26 protein-coding genes, 1 tRNA gene and 2 pseudogenes are annotated in these 20,458 nt (G+C 60.8%); 23 read left to right on the plus strand and 6 right to left on the minus strand.

All coding sequences use genetic code 11. The features are described from left to right. Positions 1 to 25 precede the first annotated feature (25 nt). From OGL92_RS18060 to OGL92_RS18070, 3 genes are all read right to left on the minus strand, one after another. On the minus strand, positions 26 to 1,858 hold the full coding sequence (locus OGL92_RS18060) for an ABC transporter ATP-binding protein (protein WP_263146233.1): 1,833 nt from the start codon (positions 1,856 to 1,858) through the stop codon (positions 26 to 28). Positions 1,859 to 1,996: 138 nt separating this feature from the next. Continuing rightward, positions 1,997 to 2,554, minus strand: coding sequence for a peptidylprolyl isomerase (locus OGL92_RS18065; protein ID WP_263146235.1), 558 nt, complete (start codon positions 2,552 to 2,554; stop codon positions 1,997 to 1,999). 376 nt (positions 2,555 to 2,930) lie between these two features. Continuing rightward, a complete protein-coding gene (locus OGL92_RS18070) occupies positions 2,931 to 3,854 on the minus strand; it encodes a LysR family transcriptional regulator (RefSeq protein WP_263146237.1) in 924 nt (307 codons plus the stop codon). 96 nt (positions 3,855 to 3,950) lie between these two features. Here OGL92_RS18070 and OGL92_RS18075 point away from each other — a divergent pair, with 96 nt between their 5' ends. The 3 genes from OGL92_RS18075 (at position 3,951) to OGL92_RS18085 (ending at position 5,544) form a co-directional block, all read left to right on the plus strand. Next, positions 3,951 to 4,271: a 3-phosphoglycerate kinase gene (locus tag OGL92_RS18075; RefSeq protein ID WP_263146240.1), complete on the plus strand. Its 321-nt coding sequence runs from the start codon at positions 3,951 to 3,953 to the stop codon at positions 4,269 to 4,271. 180 nt (positions 4,272 to 4,451) lie between these two features. Further along, positions 4,452 to 4,745, plus strand: coding sequence for a hypothetical protein (locus OGL92_RS18080; protein ID WP_263146241.1), 294 nt, complete (start codon positions 4,452 to 4,454; stop codon positions 4,743 to 4,745). A gap of 532 nt (positions 4,746 to 5,277) precedes the next feature. Then, the gene (locus OGL92_RS18085) at positions 5,278 to 5,544 is read left to right on the plus strand and encodes a DUF3509 domain-containing protein (protein ID WP_263146244.1); all 267 of its coding nucleotides are present in this window, start codon (positions 5,278 to 5,280) and stop codon (positions 5,542 to 5,544) included. A gap of 82 nt (positions 5,545 to 5,626) precedes the next feature. Here OGL92_RS18085 and OGL92_RS18090 read toward each other — a convergent pair whose 3' ends face one another. After that, positions 5,627 to 6,502: a YihY/virulence factor BrkB family protein gene (locus OGL92_RS18090; RefSeq protein WP_263146246.1), complete on the minus strand. Its 876-nt coding sequence runs from the start codon at positions 6,500 to 6,502 to the stop codon at positions 5,627 to 5,629. Positions 6,503 to 6,940: 438 nt separating this feature from the next. Here OGL92_RS18090 and OGL92_RS18095 point away from each other — a divergent pair, with 438 nt between their 5' ends. From OGL92_RS18095 to OGL92_RS18125, 7 genes and pseudogenes are all read left to right on the plus strand, one after another. Continuing rightward, entirely contained in the window at positions 6,941 to 7,888 is a 948-nt protein-coding gene (locus OGL92_RS18095; protein ID WP_263146247.1) for a hypothetical protein, read from the plus strand. A gap of 304 nt (positions 7,889 to 8,192) precedes the next feature. Further along, positions 8,193 to 8,480 (plus strand): DUF3509 domain-containing protein, encoded by a 288-nt coding sequence (locus tag OGL92_RS18100; RefSeq protein WP_263146248.1) that lies wholly within the window; start codon positions 8,193 to 8,195, stop codon positions 8,478 to 8,480. Between the two features lie 21 nt (positions 8,481 to 8,501). Further along, positions 8,502 to 8,699 (plus strand): hypothetical protein, encoded by a 198-nt coding sequence (locus tag OGL92_RS18105; protein WP_263146249.1) that lies wholly within the window; start codon positions 8,502 to 8,504, stop codon positions 8,697 to 8,699. Between the two features lie 190 nt (positions 8,700 to 8,889). Beyond that, a pseudogene (locus OGL92_RS18110) lies at positions 8,890 to 9,309 on the plus strand (GAF domain-containing protein); the annotation flags it as partial. Continuing rightward, the gene (locus OGL92_RS18115; protein WP_263146293.1) at positions 9,310 to 10,701 is read left to right on the plus strand and encodes a bifunctional diguanylate cyclase/phosphodiesterase; all 1,392 of its coding nucleotides are present in this window, start codon (positions 9,310 to 9,312) and stop codon (positions 10,699 to 10,701) included. It abuts the pseudogene before it with no gap. Positions 10,702 to 10,849: 148 nt separating this feature from the next. After that, positions 10,850 to 12,475, plus strand: a complete 1,626-nt coding sequence (locus OGL92_RS18120) for a methyl-accepting chemotaxis protein (RefSeq protein WP_263146250.1) — start codon at positions 10,850 to 10,852, stop codon at positions 12,473 to 12,475. Positions 12,476 to 12,861: 386 nt separating this feature from the next. Continuing rightward, complete coding sequence (locus tag OGL92_RS18125) at positions 12,862 to 13,404, plus strand: hypothetical protein (protein WP_263146251.1); 543 nt, start codon at positions 12,862 to 12,864, stop codon at positions 13,402 to 13,404. 70 nt (positions 13,405 to 13,474) lie between these two features. Here the strand turns inward: OGL92_RS18125 and OGL92_RS18130 are convergent, their stop codons facing one another. Further along, positions 13,475 to 13,699, minus strand: a complete 225-nt coding sequence (locus tag OGL92_RS18130) for a hypothetical protein (protein ID WP_263146252.1) — start codon at positions 13,697 to 13,699, stop codon at positions 13,475 to 13,477. A gap of 594 nt (positions 13,700 to 14,293) precedes the next feature. Here OGL92_RS18130 and OGL92_RS18135 point away from each other — a divergent pair. Then, a complete protein-coding gene (locus OGL92_RS18135; protein ID WP_263146253.1) occupies positions 14,294 to 14,593 on the plus strand; it encodes a hypothetical protein in 300 nt (99 codons plus the stop codon). Between the two features lie 114 nt (positions 14,594 to 14,707). After that, positions 14,708 to 14,989 carry a hypothetical protein gene (locus OGL92_RS18140; protein ID WP_263146254.1) on the plus strand — a complete coding sequence of 94 codons (282 nt, stop codon included), beginning with the start codon at positions 14,708 to 14,710 and terminating at the stop codon, positions 14,987 to 14,989. 313 nt (positions 14,990 to 15,302) lie between these two features. On the opposite strand, the gene OGL92_RS18145 is transcribed toward OGL92_RS18140, so the two are convergent. After that, the gene (locus OGL92_RS18145; protein WP_263146255.1) at positions 15,303 to 15,818 is read right to left on the minus strand and encodes a DUF4142 domain-containing protein; all 516 of its coding nucleotides are present in this window, start codon (positions 15,816 to 15,818) and stop codon (positions 15,303 to 15,305) included. Positions 15,819 to 16,083: 265 nt separating this feature from the next. On the opposite strand from OGL92_RS18145, the gene OGL92_RS18150 reads away from it, so the two are divergent. The 11 genes and pseudogenes from OGL92_RS18150 (at position 16,084) to OGL92_RS18200 (ending at position 20,409) form a co-directional block, all read left to right on the plus strand. After that, positions 16,084 to 16,353, plus strand: a complete 270-nt coding sequence (locus tag OGL92_RS18150; RefSeq protein ID WP_263146256.1) for a PepSY domain-containing protein — start codon at positions 16,084 to 16,086, stop codon at positions 16,351 to 16,353. 137 nt (positions 16,354 to 16,490) lie between these two features. Continuing rightward, positions 16,491 to 16,564: transfer RNA gene (locus OGL92_RS18155), tRNA-Gly, on the plus strand. A 365-nt stretch (positions 16,565 to 16,929) separates the two neighbouring features. After that, positions 16,930 to 17,376, plus strand: coding sequence for an Rrf2 family transcriptional regulator (locus OGL92_RS18160; RefSeq protein ID WP_263146258.1), 447 nt, complete (start codon positions 16,930 to 16,932; stop codon positions 17,374 to 17,376). 124 nt (positions 17,377 to 17,500) lie between these two features. Next, a pseudogene (locus OGL92_RS18165) lies at positions 17,501 to 17,820 on the plus strand (phage major tail tube protein); the annotation flags it as partial. Between the two features lie 128 nt (positions 17,821 to 17,948). After that, the gene (locus tag OGL92_RS18170; protein ID WP_263146259.1) at positions 17,949 to 18,347 is read left to right on the plus strand and encodes a hypothetical protein; all 399 of its coding nucleotides are present in this window, start codon (positions 17,949 to 17,951) and stop codon (positions 18,345 to 18,347) included. Further along, positions 18,344 to 18,559 carry a hypothetical protein gene (locus OGL92_RS18175; RefSeq protein WP_263146261.1) on the plus strand — a complete coding sequence of 72 codons (216 nt, stop codon included), beginning with the start codon at positions 18,344 to 18,346 and terminating at the stop codon, positions 18,557 to 18,559. Before OGL92_RS18170 ends, OGL92_RS18175 begins: the two co-directional genes overlap by 4 nt. Before the next feature lie 216 nt (positions 18,560 to 18,775). After that, a complete protein-coding gene (locus OGL92_RS18180) occupies positions 18,776 to 19,336 on the plus strand; it encodes a hypothetical protein (RefSeq protein WP_263146262.1) in 561 nt (186 codons plus the stop codon). Further along, entirely contained in the window at positions 19,333 to 19,503 is a 171-nt protein-coding gene (locus OGL92_RS18185; RefSeq protein ID WP_263146264.1) for a hypothetical protein, read from the plus strand. Before OGL92_RS18180 ends, OGL92_RS18185 begins: the two co-directional genes overlap by 4 nt. Before the next feature lie 114 nt (positions 19,504 to 19,617). Further along, entirely contained in the window at positions 19,618 to 19,932 is a 315-nt protein-coding gene (locus OGL92_RS18190; RefSeq protein WP_263146266.1) for a phage tail assembly protein, read from the plus strand. An 8-nt stretch (positions 19,933 to 19,940) separates the two neighbouring features. Beyond that, positions 19,941 to 20,063, plus strand: coding sequence for a GpE family phage tail protein (locus tag OGL92_RS18195; protein ID WP_263146267.1), 123 nt, complete (start codon positions 19,941 to 19,943; stop codon positions 20,061 to 20,063). Further along, positions 20,050 to 20,409, plus strand: coding sequence for a hypothetical protein (locus OGL92_RS18200; RefSeq protein WP_263146268.1), 360 nt, complete (start codon positions 20,050 to 20,052; stop codon positions 20,407 to 20,409). The genes OGL92_RS18195 and OGL92_RS18200 overlap by 14 nt, the downstream gene beginning before the upstream one ends. Positions 20,410 to 20,458 lie beyond the last annotated feature (49 nt).

Here is a 20,458-nt window from a genome sequence, read left to right on the forward strand (position 1 = left end):
CGCCCCGCATCCAGTCGGCCGGGCCTCAGTCGACGCCGACGAAGCCACCGGTCTGGTGCTGCCACAGCCGGGCGTACAGGCCGTCACGGGCGATCAGTTCGGCGTGCGTGCCGGTTTCCACCACCTGACCCTTGTCCAGCACCACCAGGCGATCCATGCGCGCGATGGTGGACAGGCGGTGGGCGATGGCGATCACGGTCTTGCCGCGCATGAGGATATCCAGGCTCTCCTGGATCGCCGCTTCCACTTCCGAATCCAGGGCCGAGGTGGCCTCGTCGAGGATCAGGATAGGCGCGTTCTTCAACAGCACCCGGGCGATGGCGATGCGCTGGCGCTGGCCGCCGGACAGCTTCACCCCACGCTCGCCCACCTGGGCGTCGAAACCGCGCCCGCCCTGGTGGTCGTGCAGCAGCGGGATGAAGCCGTCGGCGCGCGCCTGGCGCACCGCTTCCTCCACCTCGGCGTCGCTGGCGCGGGGGTTGCCGTAGCGCAGGTTCTCGCGGATCGAGCGGTGCAGCAGCGAGGTGTCCTGGGTGACCACGCCGATGTGCTCGCGCAGGCTTTCCTGGGTCACGCCGGCGATGTCCTGGCCGTCCACCAGGATGCGCCCGCCTTCCAGGTCGTAGAGCCGCAGGAGCAGGTTGACCAGGGTCGACTTGCCCGCGCCGGAAGGCCCGACCAGGCCGATCTTCTCGCCGGGGCGGACTTCGAAGTCCAGGTCGTCGATCACCCCGCCGGGCTTGCCGTAGTGGAAACGGACGTGTTCGAAGCGCACGCCGCCCTGGGCGATGGCCAGCGGGCGGGCGTCGTCGCGGTCGTTCACCTGGCGCGGCTGGACGATGGTGCGCATGCCGTCCTGCACGCTGCCGACGTTCTCGAAGATGCCGTTGACCACCCACATGATCCATTCCGACATGTTGTTGATGCGGATCACCAGCCCGAGGGACAGCGCGATGGCGCCGGTGCTGATCAGCCCCCGGCTCCACAACCACAGCGCCAGGGCGCCGGTACCGGCGATCAGCAAGCCGTTGAGGCTGGTGATGACGAAGTCCATGGCGGTCACGGTGCGGGTCTGGATGCGCGTCTTGTCCAGCAGGTCGCCCATGGCTTGGGCCGCGTAGCGTTCCTCGTCATGGGTATGGGCGAACAGCTTGAGCGTCATCATGTTGGTATAGCCGTCCACCACCCGGCCCATCAGCTTGGAGCGGGACGCCGAAGCGATCTCCGAGCGGTCCTTGATGCGTGGCACGAAGTAGCAGAGGGTGGCCATGTAGCCGACGATCCAGGCCAGCAACGGCAAGGTCAGGCGGATGTCCGCCTCGGCGAACAGGTAGATGGCGCTGCCGGCGTAGATCACCACGTGCCAGAGCGCATCGACCACCTGGATCGCCGAGTCGCGCAGCGCTTGGCCGGTTTGCAGGATGCGCTGGGCGACGCGCCCGGCGAAGTCGTTCTGGAAGAAGCTCAGGCTTTGCTTGAGCACGTAGCGATGGTTCTGCCAGCGGATCAGGTTGGTCAGCCCGGGGTTCAACGACTGGTGGACCAGCAGGTTGTGCAGGCCGAACAGCAGGGGGCGCACCAGCAGGGCCACGGCTGCCATCCACAGCAGTTCCGGACCGTGCAGTTCGAAAAAGCGCGCGCTGGGCGTGGCCTGGGCAAGGTCGATCAGCCGGCCGACGAAGTCGAACAGCGCGACCTCCACCAGGGCGGCGAAGAAGCCGACCACCATCAGGGTGATCAACAGCGGCCAGACCTGGCGCAGGTAATGCCAGTAGAAGCGCGCCACGCCCTGGGGCGGCTGTACGTCGGGTGTGGGCTTGAATACGTCGATGAGGTTTTCGAAGAAGCGGAACAGCATGGAGGAATCCCGTCCGGTCGCGACGTCGTTGAAATACGGCGGCGCACGTTGCGAAAGGCCTGGCGGAGAGGATCAGGCGCGGGGCGAGCCGGTCGGCGACCGGGCTGCGCCCGCAGGCTGGAAGGTTCTACGCGGGCATTAGGGGAGGCGCTTGGCGGATACCAGGGTCACCGGGTCGCGCGGCACGTTCTGGTTCATCCCGCGGTTGCTGGTGGGCACGCCGGCGATCTGGTCAACCACGTCCATGCCGCGCACCACCTTGGCGAACACCGCATAGCCGAAGTCCCGGCTGCCGTGGTCGAGGAAGGCGTTGTCCTTGTGGTTGATGAAGAACTGGCTGGTGGCCGAATCCTTCGCCGAGGTACGGGCCATCGCCAGGGTGCCGCGCACGTTGTGCAGGCCGTTGTCGGCCTCGTTCTTGATTGCCGGCTGGGTCGGCTTTTCCTGCATGTCGGCGGTGAAGCCGCCGCCCTGGATCATGAAGCCGGGGATCACCCGGTGGAAGATCGTGCCGTTGTAGAAGCCCGAATCGACATAGGCGAGGAAGTTCTTCACGCTGATCGGCGCTTTGGCCTCATCCAGTTCCACCTCGATTTCACCCAGGCTGGTGGTCAGCAGTACGTGGGGATTGCCGGCAGCCAGCAGGTTGGCGGTGAACAACAGGGTGCAGGCGGCGAGAAACAGGCGCTTGAGCATGGGCATACCTTAATTCGTCAGTGGGAACGCCCGGCTCGACGTGGAGACACGGGCGTGGTGGGCGACTCGGCGGAGCGAGCCGCCTAGGGTGACGCGAATCGAGGCGATATGCCACGCATCCGTGGGCGGATTTCGTCACAAAGCCAGCCGAGGCCACCCGCGCGCGGGCGCTCGCCCGTCTGCCGCCAACTGCCTAGGACCGGCGCCTGGCGTTCGATGTTCCCCAGGTGGCCGGCGCGCCGACGGACGAGACCGCTACGGGCCGGGGACCCTTGCAGCGCGAGGCTGGAACGCTGTTCACAGGCTCACCGACTCTCGGTGTTGGCGAGCGAACGAGCGTCGTCCTCTGCCGCCCATTCGTCCTCTTGCGCTCCAGTCAGGGCGCGATCGGCATGGCCAGGACTTCATCGAGCGGAACCGCATCGAAGCGGCGGATCAGTTCGATGAGGATCTGCGAGGCCGGGCCGAGGCCGCGGTCCTTGTTAGCGTAGAGGTAGAACGTGGGGTGACGGCGTCCGCCATGATCCAGGGGCAGGGGCTTGAGCGTGCCTTCGCGCAACTCGCGCTCGATCAGATGACGCGGCAGCCAGGCGAACCCCAGGCCGCTGCCGACGAAGGTGGCGGCGGTCGGCAGGCTGCCCACCGTCCAGCGGTGCTCGGCGCCGAGCCAGCCGACATCGCGCGGCTGGGTACGGCCCGAGTCGCGGATGACCACCTGGAGCTGGCTTTCCAGGTCCTGCACGGTCAGTTGCCGTTGCAGACGGTGCAGGGGGTGATCGGGATGGGCGACCGCGACGAACTCGACGCTGTTCAGTTCGGCCCCCAGGTAGCCGGGGACGCTCATGCCGGTGATGGCGAGGTCAGCGGTGCCTTCCAGCAGCACTTCGTCGACGCCGGACAGCACTTCCTCCCGCAGGCGCACCCGGCAGCCGCGGCTCTGCGGCATGAAGGCGGAGAGGGCGCGCACCAGTCGCGCATTGGGATAGGCGGCGTCCACCACCAGGCGCACTTCCGCTTCCCATCCCTGTTCCATGTGGTGGGCCAGCTCTTCCAGCTGGCTGGCCTGTTTGACCAGTTGCCGCGAACGCCGCAGGAGCACTTCGCCGGCTTCGGTGAGCACTGCCTTGCGACCGTCGATGCGCAGGAGCGGCACACCCAGTTGTTCCTGCATGCGCGCAACGGTGTAGCTGACCGACGACTGCGAGCGATGGGTCGCCTCCGCCGCTTGGGCGAAACCGCCATGGTCGACCACCGCTTGCAGGGTTCGCCACTGGTCCAGGGTGACTCGGGGTGCTTTCATCCGATCCTCGTCGTTGTTGTGGATCTGGCCATGGGCGCAGACCTGGCTTTTTTGCCCTTTGTTAAGCTGAGGGTCACCTAGCTGGAGAAACGTTCGATGAAAAAACTGATCTGCGTGCTGTTCGCGCTCGCGCCCATGACCCTGTTCGCCTACCCGATCGAGGTGGAGAAGCAGCTCAACGGCAGCGAGGTGTCCTATACGACCGACGACGTCGACCGCAACATGGGCTCGATCACCCTCTACAACGCAGGCCAGGAGCCTGTGGCGTGCACGGCGGCCTTCGTCAACGGGCCGGAAGCGCCTAAGCGCCGCAAGGCGAACCTCGCGCCTGGCCAGCAAAGCTATCTCACGGTCAATTTCAATCGCGCGATCATCAAGCTGCGCATCACCCTGACCTGCGCCGCGAACGCCGACTGAGCCAGAGCCTAGGGAGCGCCTATCGAGAAATCAATGCCTTAGGCTGGAGCAGGCGCGAAACGGCAGGAAAACGGCGTGAGACGGCTGACTTCCTCGGCCGGAGCGACTCAGGGAAACGGAACGATGTCCACGCGTCACGGCCGAATCTATGTAGTCCGCTTACCTACATGGAGTTCGACGATGAAAAAGATCACTGTGACGGCTTTCCTGTTGACTGGCCTGTTGGCGTCCGGCGCCTTCGCTGACTCCACAGGCCCGACCAATCCCGTTCCGCCCCGCGATCCGGCCACCCCTTCGGTACCCGCCCGGGTGGATGGAAGCGGAACCACCCAAGACGACGTGGGCAACGGTCCGGCCACCGAAGTGGGCAAGGGCACCGACACCTCCACCGGTACGGCTACCGGCGACGGTACGTCGGGAGAGGCCACCGGCACTGGCAGTGCGACCAAGAGCGACACCAGCAAGGGTCAGTGAGTGTCGTGAAGGGCTCGGTTCTGGCCGAGCCCTCGATTGATCCGAACCCCATTCGAATTGTCGGAGATCGATCGGCGGCGTTCTCATGAGACTTTCAAGTTCGTTGAAAGCCCCATTTCGTGTATGAGCCAGTGGATATATCAGGCGTACTGGGCTTATCACTAACAACTCCGATTGTCGCCCTTTGAAATAAGTGCTCGGTCGCCGGAACAAGTTGTTCACGACATCCCATCTTTCAGCTTTGGTATTTTGCAGGTTTCGACGGTTCGAGCAGGTGGAGATCGTAAGCCCTGGTTCAGGTACTGGCTCAAGCAACAGGCTTATACCTATGGTTTCAGCGGCTCTTCGACGTATAAGGCCGGCTATGCAAAATGCCTTGTCTTGCAACCTGCGGTCGTGCAACTTGCAAGCGGCATAATGACCCCATCATCGAGCAAGTTGCTGAATTGGTTAACCTTCTGCTTTTTCAAAACTATTGGCATGAAGACTGCTATATCGCTTGGAACTCAACTCCACCGATAGGAGCTCCTTCATGACCGTCTGCCTGAAAACCATTTCCGCTGCCTTTCCCGATCATGTCGTTACCGCTCAGCAGCGTGCCGACGGCGGTCAGTTGATAATCCTCGAGAAAGATGGGGTCCAGGTGAAGCGCAGCATTCCTTCGCCGCAACTGAGCGCGCCGGTTCGAACCGAATGGGTGATCAGTGCCATCCGTCGCGACATCGAAGGGGCAGCCGCGGTATCCCCGGTTGTCGCTGGGCGTGGCGCGCCCTCCAAGACCGCCCCCGTCCATGTTTGATCTGAGACGCCCGCGTTAGCGAAGGACTTGCCAACCTTTCAAGCGAAGCCCGCCTACCTGGCGGGCTTCGTCTTTACCGGCTTTATTGAGGCAGGGTCTTTTCGCCCGGGTCCTTGCCTTCGCTGTCGTGGTGCTCGATCACTGCATTCACTTCTGCGCCCAGCAGAAGGACCGCCGCGGATATATAGAAGTAGAGCAACAGCACGATGATCGCGCCGATGCTGCCGTACATGGCGTTGTAGTCGGCGAAGTTGGTGACGTAGAAACCAAAGCCCAGGGACGCGACGATCCAGATCACCACCGCCAGAATCGAGCCCGGGGTGATGAACCGGAAATCCTGCTCCACGTCCGGCGCGACGTAATACAGGGTGGCGACCGCCGCCATCAGCAATACCACGGCAACCGGCCAGCGCAGCCAGGTCCAGAGCGCCACCACGAAATCCTCCAGGCCGATTTGACCGGCGAGCCAGCCTATCACCTGCGGACCGATGATCATCAGGCCGGCCGCGCAGAGCAGCAGCACCGCGATGCCGATGGTGTAGACGATGGACAGCAGGAAGCGTTTCCAGGTGGGCCGGCGTTCTTCCACGTCGTAGGCGTTGTTCAAGGCATTCATGATCGAGCGAATGCCCGATGACGCCGACCATAGTGCCACCACGATGCCCACCGAGAGAAAACCGCTGTTCTGGTTTTGCATCTGGTCGATGATCGGATTCACCAACTCGATGGCCTGGCCGGGGAGAAGGAATTCCGCCTGCTGGCGAAGCCAGGCGAAGAATTCCGGAAGGTGCAACGCGCCCACCAGGGCCAGCAGGAACAGCAGGAAGGGGAACATCGAAAACAGGGCTTGGTAAGCCAGCGCCGATGCATAGGTCGGCATGTCGTCATTGACGAATTCGGTCAGGGTGCGCTTGGCCAGGGCGAAGGGTCCCATCCCCCCCAGATTCATTTTTTGCATGCGCTCTTCTCCTTGTGGGCGGATCACAGATGCCAATAACGATGGATGTGCGGAATCTTGAGTCACCCACATCAAGCAGGTTCCAGAAATTTGCCTGGCTGTATGTGCATACAGTATAGTGGTCATTCCCCTCATGGCCGCGGGACTTTTTCCTACATGGCCGATGGCAGCTCCTCAGAGCTGCCTTTTTTATGTCCGCCGTTTGTAAGACGCCGCCTCAGTCGGGGATATTCCCTGACGGCTTGGCCTTCCAGTGCAAAACGCCCGCATGATTTACCTGTGTCATGCAATGTGCATGGTAAAGCAAACCAGATCCAATATTTAATCCTTATTAATCAATAGCTTGCGTAACTTGTTCAATTGGCACGTTCAGTGCTCAAGTGGAAGTGCTTAAAAAGTATTTGCAGCTGTGTTTCCAATTCTGCCGGAGCTCAAACAATGAATGAAACCCTTAGCACTTATCCCGCTGCTCTCGACGAGCAGAGCGACTCCGCTGTTTCCTGGGGCGCTATTTTCGCGGGGGCAGCCGCTGCCGCCGCACTGTCGCTGATCCTGATCCTCCTGGGCATGGGCCTGGGCTTTTCTGCAGTCTCCCCCTGGGCGGACAGCGGTGTCAGCGCTGGCAAGATCGGCGTAGGCACCATCGTCTGGTTGGCGCTGACCCAGATCATCGCATCGGGCCTGGGCGGCTATATTGCCGGTCGCCTGCGCGTGAAATGGGCTTCCGTCCATCGCGACGAAGTGTTCTTCCGCGACACCGCCCACGGTTTCCTGGCTTGGGCCGTCGCTACCCTGGTAACGGCCGCTTTGGTCATGTCGTCGGTCGGTGCCGTGATCGGTGGCGGTGTTAAAGCCGGTGCTAGCGTCGCCTCCGGTGCAGCGACCGCTGCCAGCGCTGCCGCGGGCAGCGCCGCTCAGAATTCCGACATCGGCGACGAGTCCTACGGCTATTACGTGGACGCGCTGTTCCGCACCGATCGTCCGGCTCCGGTGAGCGACGACGCCGTGCGCGCCGAAGTAGCCCGCATCTTCGGCAAGACCCTGGTGAACGCCAAGGACACCGGGACCGTGCAACTGAGCGCTGAAGATCGCCAGTACCTCGCTCAAGTGGTCGCGCAACGTTCCAACCTGACCCAGCCGGAAGCCGAGAAACGTGTCGATGCGGTATTCGCTCAGGCGCGTCAAGCGGTCGAAGAAGCCAAGGTGGCAGTGAAACAAGCTGCAGACGAGGCCCGTAAACTGGCTGCCTGGACCTCCATCTGGATGTTCATCGCGCTGCTGTGTGGCGCGTTCGTAGGCGCCCTAGGTGCTACCTTCGGTGGTCGTCAACGTGAAGCGGTGGTTTATCTGACCACTACGCGTGATACCGCTTACGTCACCCGCTAAGGAGCAGCGCTCATGCGTTCGATTCTGCTGTTCCTGTTGGGGGTCCCCATACCCCTGATCATCCTGCTGGCAATATTGCTGTAGCAGAAAAAAGGGCGACTTAGGTCGCCCTTTTTCATTCAGGGCAAAAATACCGATCGGGCAAATTGCATCCATTTTTACCTTATTCGTTGCATTTTGCCCGACCCTGAAAAGCCTGATGGCAGCTAACCCTTTGTCCCGCAAGCGAATGGCTTTTCCGCCCCTTTGGCGTGTCCCTTGCTTCTATGGGTTCAGGTTCACCCCCGTATAGGAGCATCTCTCCATGGAACTCGCCCTCAGCGCCTTCACCACCGCCTTCCCGGACTATGTCGTGACCCTGTCCACCAATCCTGATCGCAGCCTGCTGCTGGTCCTGCGCGGCCAGGAGAACAGTGTGATCAAACGGGTGATTCCCAATGGCGAATACCAGTCCCATGGGCACCTGGAAAAATGGATCGGGGCGATTCGTCGTGAATTGATCGCCCAGCAGAGCACATTGCCTCTGCAAAGCCTGGTGGGGTATAACCGCGCGCTTTCAGCGGTGGCCGTCCCTCGTCGGGCGAGCCTGTAGTCACCCGTTCAGGACATGGCAATGGATCTGCGTATCAAGAAAAGTGGCGCGACGTGGCGGGTGTACTTCAACGAGTTCTTCATCGCCTGCGCCACCCGTCAGGAAGCGGCTGATCTTTATGAGCGCGCGCTTCTCAGCTCTTGGTCGGACCTCGGCAAGGCCGCGCTTCCCGTGCGAGAACCTTCCAGCCTGATCGACCGCCAGGCAAAGACATCCTGACGCTCTCCCGTCTTTAACCGCCAGCCCTTGTCCCAAGGCTGGCGAAGCATCCACCCGTCGCGACGTATTCGCGCTGTCCAAAGCGCTCGGTCCATGATTAATGGCTTTATGCCATTAATTGGCTGGAGGTCGTATTCCCTCTTGGGATACAGCCGCTATGCTTGATCCAAGACCTTTCAGAGCACTCAGCATGAAACGTGGTGCCTCGATTCCCTCTAACGAGCAACAACGCCTCGCGCGGATAAAAGAACTGGGCTTGCTGGAAAGCGATGGCGATGAGGGATTCGATACGATCGTTGCGCTGGCCTCGCGCTTGTTCGATGTTCCGATTGCGCTGATTTCCATTGTCGATCAGCACCGTCAGTGGTTCTGTGCCCGGATCGGTATACGGATAAAGGAAACCCACCGCCAGCATTCCTTTTGCGCCCACGCGATTCTCCAGGAAGGCATCTTCGAGATAAGCGATGCCACCCTGGACGAACGGTTTTGTGACAACCCCTATGTGCTGGGCGAACCGCATATCCGCTTCTATGCCGGTATTCCGCTGTGCACCGACGACGGTTTGAGCCTGGGCAGCTTGTGCATCATCGATCAACGGCCGCGCCCTCCGTTGAGCCCCTCCGAAAGCTCGTTGCTGGAGTCGCTCGCCAGTCTGGCGATGGCGCGCATCAACGCGCTGCGTTCGATCAACTACATCGATTCCCCGACCGGCCTGCTCAATCGCCTGCGCTTGCAGAAAGACGTGAGTTATCTGCTCGCGGAGCGCAAGTTCCCGGTCTGGTTGGTGGCGGCCGATGTATTCGCACCGGGCGTCCTCAACGAAATCGTCAAGGCGCTGGGCTATGTGTTCAGCACGGAATTGATGCTGCACATCAAGGAGCGCCTGCAACGCCTGATGCCCGCCGCGACCCCGCTGTACAAATTGAGTCCCACCCGCTTCGCCTTCATCCTCACCGGCCCGCATGCCGAACCGGAATGGGCGATCGCCTTGTTCGAACGCATAGTCCACGCCTTCCAGGAAGAAGTGAACTGCGACAACATCCCGATCCGCCCCCATCTCGGCCTCGGCGTCCTGCGCCTGCTGCCCCAGCACGAAGGCGGCGTGGATTGGCTACGTTGCCTGGTCAGCACCGCCGATCATGCTCGCGAAAACGACACCGGCTGGAGCTTCTACAGCGAACACCGCGACAAAGAGCAGTTACGCGCCTTCGGCTTGCTCAACGCCTTGCCTTCGGCGCTCAACGGGGAGGACCAGCTCTCGCTGCACTACCAGCCGAAGGTCGATCTGCGCACCGGCGAGTGCACCTCGGTCGAGGCGCTGCTGCGCTGGACGCACCCGACACTGGGCGAAATCTCGCCGATGGAATTCATTCCGCTGGCGGAGAAGACCGCGCTGATCCGGCCGGTCAGCCTCTGGGTTCTGACCCAGGGCATGCGCCAGCTCGCCGACTGGCAACGCCTGGGTTGGCGGTTCGGCCTGTCGCTGAACATGTCCGCGCTGGATCTGGAGGACGGCGTGTTCGTCGACCACCTGTTTCTACTGCTGGAGGTGTTCGCCGTGGACGTGGAAGGCCTCGAGCTCGAGCTGACCGAGAGCACGCTGATGAAGCGCCCGGACATGGTCAAGGCGCAACTGGAGCGTCTGGTGGCCCATGGCGTCCGGCTCGCCATCGACGACTTCGGCACCGGCTACAGCAACTGGGCCTACCTGCGGGAAATCGCGGCGACCACGCTGAAGTTGGATCAATCCTTCGCCAGGGGCCTGGATGCCAGCGAACGCGACAAGCAGATCGTCCAGGCGATGATCCAGCTCGCCCGCAGCCTGGGGTATCGCATCGTCGCGGAAGGCATAGAAAGCGAAGCGATCTATCGCATGCTGAGCGAGTGGGGATGCGACGAAGGGCAGGGCTATCACATCGCCAGGCCCATGACGGCGGTGGCCCTGCTGAACTGGTTCGCGGCCCGGGGCATGGTGCCCGGCAAGGGTGCCGTGGAGAACTGAGCGACGAACGGCTTTCCCGTGCAGTAGATGCTTTGCACGGATTGCCGATAGCTAACGTAATGGGCGAGGTTGAATCGTAAGCGGAGTAGTCGCTTGTACGGCCGCCAAACGGAATCGCCGGTCTTGAATCCCCTATAGGAAGCCTTCTATGAGCCTTCGCTCGTTCAACATCGCAACGCGTGCCTCGCTGTGCTTCGCCCTCATTACCCTGTTGTTGATCGTCCTGGGCGGTTTCTCCTTCCTGCAGATGCGCAAGTTGCGCCATGCCGAGCAGGACATCGAGACCAACTGGCTCGCCAGTATCCAGACCACCGACGACATTCAGATCGCGCTGCTGCAGATTCGCCTGGAAAGCCTGCGCCTGCTGTCCAGCCCGTCCCCCCCGGAGCGCCAGCAGTCCATCGCCGCGATGCAGCAGGCCCGCAAGGACCTGAACGACAAGACCGACTACTATCGGCGCAAATTGCTGTCCAGCGACGACGAGCGGCACATGTTCGAGCAAGCCGCCGGCTCCATGCAGCGTTACCTGGAAGGCGTACAGCAATTCCTCGATCTGGAAAGCCAGTCCCACGAGCAGGCGATCCAGTGGGCCAATACCGAACAGCGCGACCGCGCCTCGGCTTATCAGCAGAACCTGACGCTGCTGCGTGACTTCAACGCCAAGGGCGCGACCCATTCCGGCGAGGTCGCCTCGGACGTCTATCACAGCAGCGTGCAAATCGTCGTCGCGCTGGTGGTGGCGGCCTTGGTACTCACCGTGCTGCTGGCCATGCTGCTGACCCGCAGCATCGTGCGGCCCCTGGCCGAGTCCATCGTGCTGGCCGAAGGCATCGCGGGCGGCGACCTGACCAAGCCGATCCTGATCGAGGGCCAGGACGAGGCGACGCGGTTGATGCGTGCCTTGCAGGACATGCAGAACAGCCTGCGCATGACCCTGCGGCAAATCTCCGAGTCCTCCGTCCAGCTGGCCTCGGCCTCCGAGGAGATGACCTCGGTGACCGACCAGGGCAGCCGCAGCCTGCAACAGCAGAACAGCGAAATCGAGCAGGCCGCCACCGCGGTCAACCAGATGAGCGCCGCCGTCGAGGAGGTTGCGCGCAATGCGGCGTCCGCCTCGGACGCCGCGCGTCAGTCGAGCCAGGCGGCGCTGACCGGGAATCAGCGCGTGGGCGAGACCTTGCAAGCCATCCGCAACCTGACCGAGCAGGTGCAGGGCACCTCGCAGCAAATCCAGGGCCTGGCCAGCCAGGCGCAGGATATCAGCCAGGTGCTCAACGTGATTCGTTCGATCGCCGAACAGACCAACCTGCTCGCGCTCAACGCCGCCATCGAGGCGGCGCGGGCTGGCGAGCAAGGGCGGGGGTTCGCCGTCGTGGCGGACGAAGTGCGCGCGCTGGCCCATCGCACCCAGAGTTCCACCTTGGAAATCGAGCAGATGATCTCCTCGATCCAGAGCGGCACCGAAGCCGCCGTTCAGGCCATGCAGACCAGCAGCAACCAGGCGCAGGTAACCCAGCAGGCGGCCGACGAAGCCGGGCGCGCCTTGCAGGAAATCACCAGCGCGGTCGGCATGATCGACGAGCGCAATCTACAGATCGCCACGGCTTCCGAGCAGCAGGCCCACGTGGCGCGCGAAGTGGATCGCAATCTGGTGAGCATCCGCGACCTGTCCATCCAGAGCGCGGACGGCGCGCGCCAGACCTCGACCGCGAGCGCCGAGCTGTCGCGCCTGGCCTCGGACCTCAACACGCTGGTGCAACGCTTCAAGGTTTGAAGCGCGCGGCGCGTGGGTACAGCCCACCCTTCGGGTGGGCTTTTTCATGCCTGAAGCCTTGATGGCGATGGCGTCCCGGGCGGATCGAGCCATAACCTTGGCGGAGCGCCAGGTACCTGTATAGAGGCTTCTGGAAGCGTTCGCGTCATGGGTCGAGGGAGGGCGCGAGCAGGACCTGCAGGCTTGCCTCGGGATCGACTCGCGTGGGCATGCCCGGATGCTTCTTCGAGCATCTCTCCGACGCTTTTGGCGAGCGAAACCGTTCGTCCATTGGGTCGCACGCTGCCAGATGGGTGCTGCCATAAAAATAGGCCCTTCGACACCAGCGACCGAGGCCGCTGGGGCAGATGCGTCGATGCGGGCTTCGACCCGATCACTGGAGAAGCATGATGAAATCAATGACGATAGCGGCACTGGCCCTTAGCGGTCTTCTTTCCTCGACAGCTTTCGCCGCCGGCAGCGTTTCCCCGGGCAATGGCGTGGGCGGCAGCGCCAACGGCACTGGGACCGGCGGCAGCATGGGTAACGGCACCGGAACCGGAACCGGAACCGGCTCCATGGGCAATGGCTCGGGCACCGGCATGAGCAACGGTACCGGAACCGGCACGGGCGGCACCATGAGCGCGCCCTCCGGCGGCACCGGTACAGGTACCGGTGGCATGGGTTCCGGGACCGGGACCGGCAATGCGGGCGGCATGGGTTCCGGCTCGGGCAACACCGGCGGCATGGGGTCCGGTACGGGCACCGGTGGTACCGGCGGCATGGGCTCGGGTAGCGGCTCCGGAGGCGGCGCCGGGATGGGCTCTGGTTCCGGTACAGGCGGTGGCATGGGCTCCGGCACCGGGGGTGGCGCAGCGGGCGGTAGCGGCGGCGGAGCTGCCGGTGGTAGTGGTGGTGGCGCCGGCGGTGGAGCGGGTGGCGGTAGCTGATCCCGTTGGATGAAAAAAGCCCCGTCATACGGGGCTTTTTCATCGTCGTCGTTCAGAATGAGGGAGATTTCTAGGCGGGCGAGTTCCGATTGCGAACGAACTCGGCGCCGATGTCATTGATGATCGTGTCCAGAAAGCCGTGATTCTCCAAGTGACGCTGATAGAGCATCCGGCTGACGGTCCAGGATGAGGCGGAATCCGTCACGGTCAGCTCGATGACCTCGCCTTGAACGTCCAGCATGAACGCAACGTCATCCGGCAACATGGCGCGTAATTTGGAAGTCAAGTGTTGCATGGTCGTACTTCTGCAATGAATCACCCATAACGATGACTACCGCCATTGCCATTCCGTTCGCCTTTTTTTAGCGGCCTTCGGATGCCTGTGGACGAGCGGTTACTTCTGCCTTCTAAAGCGCGCGCAAGAACAGGCAAACAAGTTGCCGTTGAGCGCAGGGGAATCGCTTCGATCTCGGTGAGAAACAGGCAACCCTTACCAAGGATGAGTTCACTCAACTCATGGGGAGGGTGACGAAGTGGTATCGATTCGACGCTCATCCATTACTGTGCACGAAATGGCCTAAGCCAGTCGACCTCTAGCAGCCCGCAGACAACCTCGAGCATCGTCAATCACAGCGCTCGAATGAGCGGATACATTGATTAGCGATTCATCTTGTTTGGCGTCCGTGGGTGAGGGGGAACTACCAACCTATCTCCCGTTGGCGGGATGTGCATTTTGCACGATGAAAGATGCCGTGACCTTGCAATTTGAAGGTGAACGTACGTGGATTTATTTCCAAGTGTTTGATTTTTAAATGATTTTATAAATTATTAGATGGCACGAACTCTGCTCCTCATCACCTATTGACCTCAGGGTTGTAGGGAGTCCGAGATGTCGAGTTTGTTTGAAGTAAACGCTGTACTGGATCGCTTGCCCGCCCAGTTCACTACGCACCAATTCGTACTGACCTATCAGGACCTTTATCCCGGGCATTACACGGGTTTGGTGAAAAGCCAAGGCCATTCCCGCCAGCTTGCACAAGCGTTGAAAGCCGTACACGCCATGATGGGCCGGCACTTGGATCGGCATTGCCGGAATGCGGTACGGCCATTCGCCAACAAACGTCGAGCCTACCCGTTCTTGGCGGCACCGGCCAATGATGCGTTTTCACTCTGGCAACGCCTTACTTGATGGGGGTTCGCCGGGGTAATTCTGACCTTTCGGCGAGGGTACAGCAGACGCCAGCGGTATGAGCATCGTTTTACTCTTGTCGACCGAAGAAGGGATCAAATTGGGAGAATCATCATGAACATGAAGTCGCTCGTACCCTTCGCGCTCACCTGCTTTCTAGCGGGCCCAGTTTTCGCCGACGTGACGACAGCGCTGCCCATTCCGGGCTCCTCCGCTCCGGGTACCGGCACGCTCAAGGATAAACAGACCCGCGAGACGCCTTCGAAAGGCGAGAAAGTCCCGCCGAAGGTCGTTCACACACCCAAGAAAAGCGACACACATAAAACCGATACACATAAAAAGGCCTCGTCTTCCAGTAAAAAGAAGGCTGAAGTCCGTAAGCCGAGCAACGAGTGAAGTCTTTGGCGGCAGTTCCTACCCCCGTGGGTTACTGTCCAGCAAAGATTTTGTCGGAACGCTTTTTTAACCCTGTCGCTCTAACGAGCGTACCGATTAATAAAACAAGGAGAACACCATGCGCTCTATCTTCCTCTGGCTCCTCGGGGTACCGATTCCAATCATTATCCTGATCGCGCTGTTCTGGCATTAAATAAAAAGCCCCGCATAGCGGGGCTTTTTATTGGGATCGTTTTACTTCTAGAGAAGGGACTCGTTACTCATAAAAATCTCGAGGCGATCGGCCCTTCAGATCATTCGATACCGATAGCTCTCAGTCGGCTTTTTTATGGGTGGCGGCCAGCTTCTTCGCCGCTTCCAGGTGTTTTTCCAGGGTAGGCAGGGTGTCCTTGGCGAAGGCTTTCAGGTCCGCGTCGTCCGCCGTTTCCGCTTCTTCACGGAACAGTTTGACGGTCGCCTCATGGGCTTTGACCTGATTATTGGCGTAGGCCTCGTCGAAGGATTCACCGCTACGCAGCTTCAGGATCATTTCCTTGGCCTTGCTCATCAGCTCGGCATCGTCAGCCACCTCGAGCTTTTTCTGGCTGGCGAGAGCGGCAAGCTTCTTATTCGCGGCGGTGTGATCGTCGATCATCATCTGCGCGAAGCTTTTCAGCTCGGGCGAGGTCGCCTTGGTCAAGGCCAGTTTGCCGGTTTCGATTTCGGCAATACCCTTGGCGGAGGCCTCGTCGACGAAGTCGCGGGGGCTCATTTTATCGGCAGCATAAGCGGACGCCATCACACCGATATAAGCAGCGACGGCGCTAGCAAGTAAAGTCTTCATATTCATTGGATTTCCCTTCTATGCGGACAATTGACTCGTATCGCGACCAGCCTGGAGTGCTGGCTCACAAGATGTGACTTGACGCACCGAAAAAGGGTTCAGGCGAAATGATTCGCGGCGCTTTACGGAAATATTCGAGAAAGGCTCGTTACATTTTGTAAGGTACTGAAAGCTCGGGATTTCTATATTTTCCTGAACTCCCCGCCAAGAGTCCTTTCCAAAAATACGAGCGTACAAAACGCTTTTATTTCAATGGAAATGGAGTCTACCCATGCTGAAGAAAACCCTGACCGCTCTCGCCACCCTTTCCTGCCTGGCTGCAGGTAGCGCGTTCGCCGATCGTCCGGGTGCCGACTGGATCACCCTCGAACAAGCCCTGGAAAAAGCCAAGGCAGCCGGTTACACCCTGATCTACAAGATCGAAGCCGACGACAACGGCTACTGGGAAGGCGAGGGCGCCAAGACCAAGGAAGACACCAAGACCCACGAATTCCGCATCGACGGCAAGACCGGCCAAGTCATTCGCGACCAAGTGGATTGATGCCACGCTTCGGCCCCGCTACGACGGGGCCTTGGTTTCCGGACGGCATTCGTCTGTCCGAATCGCTGTGGAACCGAATCGGAGCGCATGAAGGCTTCATTTCGTCCTCCGATTCTGGTACAAAGTCAGCCGCCCGAGCGGGCGTCGTATAATGGCATTACCTGAGCTTCCCAAGCTCATGACGAGGGTTCGATTCCCTTCGCCCGCTCCAGATCTATCAACGGAAAAGCCCTGTTTTTACAGGGCTTTTTCGTTTCGTCATTTGCTGGTGCCCGAGTATTGCAATCGACCACGGCGCACAACGGAGCGAACCCAAGCACCGATGCGGATATGGAAGCGGCAGGTTCCACCCAGACGTCTCCGGCGGATCCTTCATGCTGTGCACCCTATCCAGGTCAACAGCGTCACGTTCGGGGTGACATGGGTGCCGAGCGTATGAGAGGCAGGCACATCACTGACCCACGCGAGCCATCTAGAGCCTAAAAACGCCACCGACGCCCAGGGTAGGCGCAGCGCCATAGCGGCGTGACCATGCGCGCTGTATCGTTCAGCGCGTTTCCACTAAAAGGCTCAGCCGTGAGAACCGATAGCCGCTTATCCCGGATGCTGCACGTGTTGCTGCATATGGCCCGCGATGGTCACCCCGTCACCTCCGAGCAAATCGCTAAGATGCTTGGCACCAACGCCGCCGTCGTGCGCCGTACCCTGGCAGGGCTTCGCCAGGCAGGGTATGTGAAGGCTGGAAAGGGCTACAACGGTGGCTGGACCCTGGCTTGCGATTTGTCCCAAGTGACGTTGCTGGATATTCATAATGCGGTTGGCGGGCCGCGTATCTTCGCCATCGGCACTGACCGGGAAAATCCCGAATGCGGCGTGGAACGGGTGGTCAACGCCTCGCTCGAGGAGGCCATGCAGCAAGCGAAGGATCTGTTGCTGGAGCGTCTGGGGACGATAACTCTGGCCGACTTGTCGAACGAATTCAATACCCTGTGCGGCACTCATGAGCCACCCGTGATCCACTGAATTTTCTGCTCTTATTCCATCGTTAGAATGGCTATGAGCATCTCGCTTGTTAGTGAAACTTTTAAAGATATATATTTATCCGTTGACCCATGCTTTTGCTTGCCGATAAAAGCGGACCTGTCGCGGGTTCGACCTGGCCACCCTGCGCCAATGGCGCGCGATCAAGGCCGACGGCGCGTTGCTGCGCTTTGCCGGCGCCTACCAGCGCGACGACACCGGCGAGGTTGACGCGGTGGAAGTCGTGGTGCGCGGCCGCCACGAAACCATCGAGATGGGCGAAGCAACCCGGGCGAGCACACCGAGCAGAAGATCACCACAACGTGCAGCTACTACAAGCTGACCGTGAACGGCCGGACGGAAATCGAAGTCGATCTGCTCAACTTCATCGAAGTGGTCGACGGCGTCGACCTGCTGGCCGAACAGCGCAAGGCCATCGGCATCTGATGGCACTGAGACAAACGGCACGCCAGCATTCAAGGTGAGGGGGTAATCTATCGACCCCCTCAACATTGAGCATTAGAGTTATGGATGACTGTCCTGGCCAATCGTGGTTTGCGTACTACAAGGAAAACATGGACCAAATCTATATGACCTTGACTGAAACCATTGATGGCACGTTTAAGATGGTGATGGGCGATATCCTTTACCTGATGTCATTTCATGAGAAATATGGCTCTAAGGTCACCGTCGCCGATCTTAGAGGTGCGGGCACAATGAAAGACGCCGCTAAAGTTTTAGCGGCCATCGGCTCAGCTGGATACCTGGGGGCTATGATAGGTAGCGCTGCCGTGGCCACCGGGCGCTATGGCGCATGCGGCTCATACATAATCGATGCCTTCGCTTTCGCCCGCATGCACAATCTGGACAGGCCTTGGTTGATCAGCCACCTGCAGCGCCACCCTGAAATCTACACCCCAAATCATCCGGCTCGCGGCATGTATGCGCGCTTTGGCCGCGGGTCGTTGGCATGAGTAAGTTGAAGGATCAGGTATTACTGCTGATCTGCGGCATAGGTGGGTTCCTGATCGCATGGCTGATTCATCAAGGCCTCGGGGACTGGGCTCCTCTGGTGTTCCTTGCGGTCATGCTGTTCTCTACGGTCAGAGAAAATCGACAGTTACGGGATGAAAACAGGCGGCTTCGCGCACGCTTGCCAGACGAGCCACCAGCGCCCGGCTTGTAGCACACCCCCTTACCTTCCATATCGCTACCCGCGCGCGCCTGCGAGGCTCCAGGAGTTCACTCAACCTCTGGAGCCCGGTGTGGAAACCCTCGACGGAGTCGACCTGCTGGCCGAACAGCGCAAGGCCATCGGCTCTGATGGCACTGTGACCAGAGCCACGTCAGTGTGGGAAAAGGGGGGGTATGCTACGCCCCCTTCAACATGGAGCGTTGACCCATGGCAGACGCCTTGCAGTGCAGCCCCCAGGATTGCAATGAGACCTACACCGTCACGAATGAGGGCGCAATCCACCGCTTCGTCGCTCAATTGGCAAATATCTATCGCCTGTCCACGTTGCGAGCTGAAGAATCGTCCATGTACTGGGCTGATGTCGCCACCCACTCAAAAAGCCCACTTGCTCCTCTCGCCCACGTGCCTGGCGTGTTTGCCGCTTTGTTGACGCCAGAAGTCGCTCCGACCACGGCGTTGACGTTAGGCTTCGCCGGATATGGCTTTTTCGGCCTGCCCAAAAACCTTATTCACTTCACCACTGAGGCCGGTGCTGCTAGCGTCCGGGCCAGCGGTATTATTCGGTCTAGCAAGTTTTTCTCTAATGGATCAGTCACCGGAATGTATGGCCCAGGTGTCTACATGGCACGGGTCGGCAGGCCGTTGAATGGGATTATCAAAAAGCAAGCTACGGTGCCGATATTTCTGGAGACCCCTAAGGGAACGGTGCGCATCCTTCCCTATATGATTTACGTACGTTGGGGCTACAACGGAGTCAAGATCAGATGAAACCACGCCTTAAACGGTCGGAGAAGCTCAGATGGGTTGTCTTTCTGATCTGCTGGGCCGGCATTGGATTCACGATTTACGAGCGCAACCCACTCTATTTTTTCGCTTCAGTGATTCCCTACATGCTTCTCGGCTGGTTCTCCGACAAGATCGACGGCGAGTCCTGACGCAGGCGCAACGGCCACCGGTGTAGCAGCACCATCCACACCGACCGCGGCTGTCCTGCGCCGCGCGCGTGCGGCAAGGTTCCAGGGTAATTCCCCCCAACCCTGGAGCCACCCATGACTGACACGACCAGCCCCCTTGCCGACAACACCGTCACCCTCGACCAGCCGATCACCCGCGGCGACCAGGTCATCGAGCAACTGACGCTGCGCAAGCCAGCCGCCGGCGAGCTGCGCGGCATCGCCCTGGCCGAGCTGCTGCAACTGGACGTGGGCGCCATCGTCAAGCTGCTGCCCCGCATCACCACACCCGCCATCACCGAGCACTACGCCCGGCTCATGGACCCCGCCGACCTGCTGGACGCTGGGGGCAAGATCGCCGGTTTTTTGCTGAAGAAGGCGGCCCGGGCGGAATTCTCCCCCACCGCGTAGAAGACGCCATGGCCGACCTGGCCGTGGTGTTTCACTGGGCACCGGCGGATATGGACCGCCTGGGCCTGCAGGAGCTGATGGAGTGGCGCGAGCGCGCCCGTGTGAGAGCGACCCCCGATGGCCACGAATAAGCTGCAGCTGCAGGTGCTGCTGTCCGCCCTGGATAAGGCCAGCGGGCCGCTGAAGAAAATCCAGGGCAGCAGCATCGGCGCCGCCCGGGAGCTGAAGGCGGCCCGGGAACGGCTGAAGGAGCTGAACCGTACCCAAGCCGATGTCAGCGCCTGGCGCACCCAGCGCGCCGCCGCTGCGCAGACCGCGGCCGCCCTGCAGGCGGCCCAGGCAAAAGCGACCGACCTGTCCCGCCAGCTCGCCGCCACCGCCACCCCAACGCGCGCCCTGACCCGCAGTTTCCAGACCGCCGTGCGCGAGGCTCAAGCGCTCAAACGCACGCATCAAAAGCAATTTGGGGGACGATAACCCTGGCTCGACTTGTCGAGCGATTCAATGGCCTGTGCGCACTCACGAG

Origin of the sequence: Pseudomonas sp. RIT-PI-AD (assembly GCF_025642785.1) — a bacterium.
Lineage (GTDB): Bacteria > Pseudomonadota > Gammaproteobacteria > Pseudomonadales > Pseudomonadaceae > Pseudomonas_T.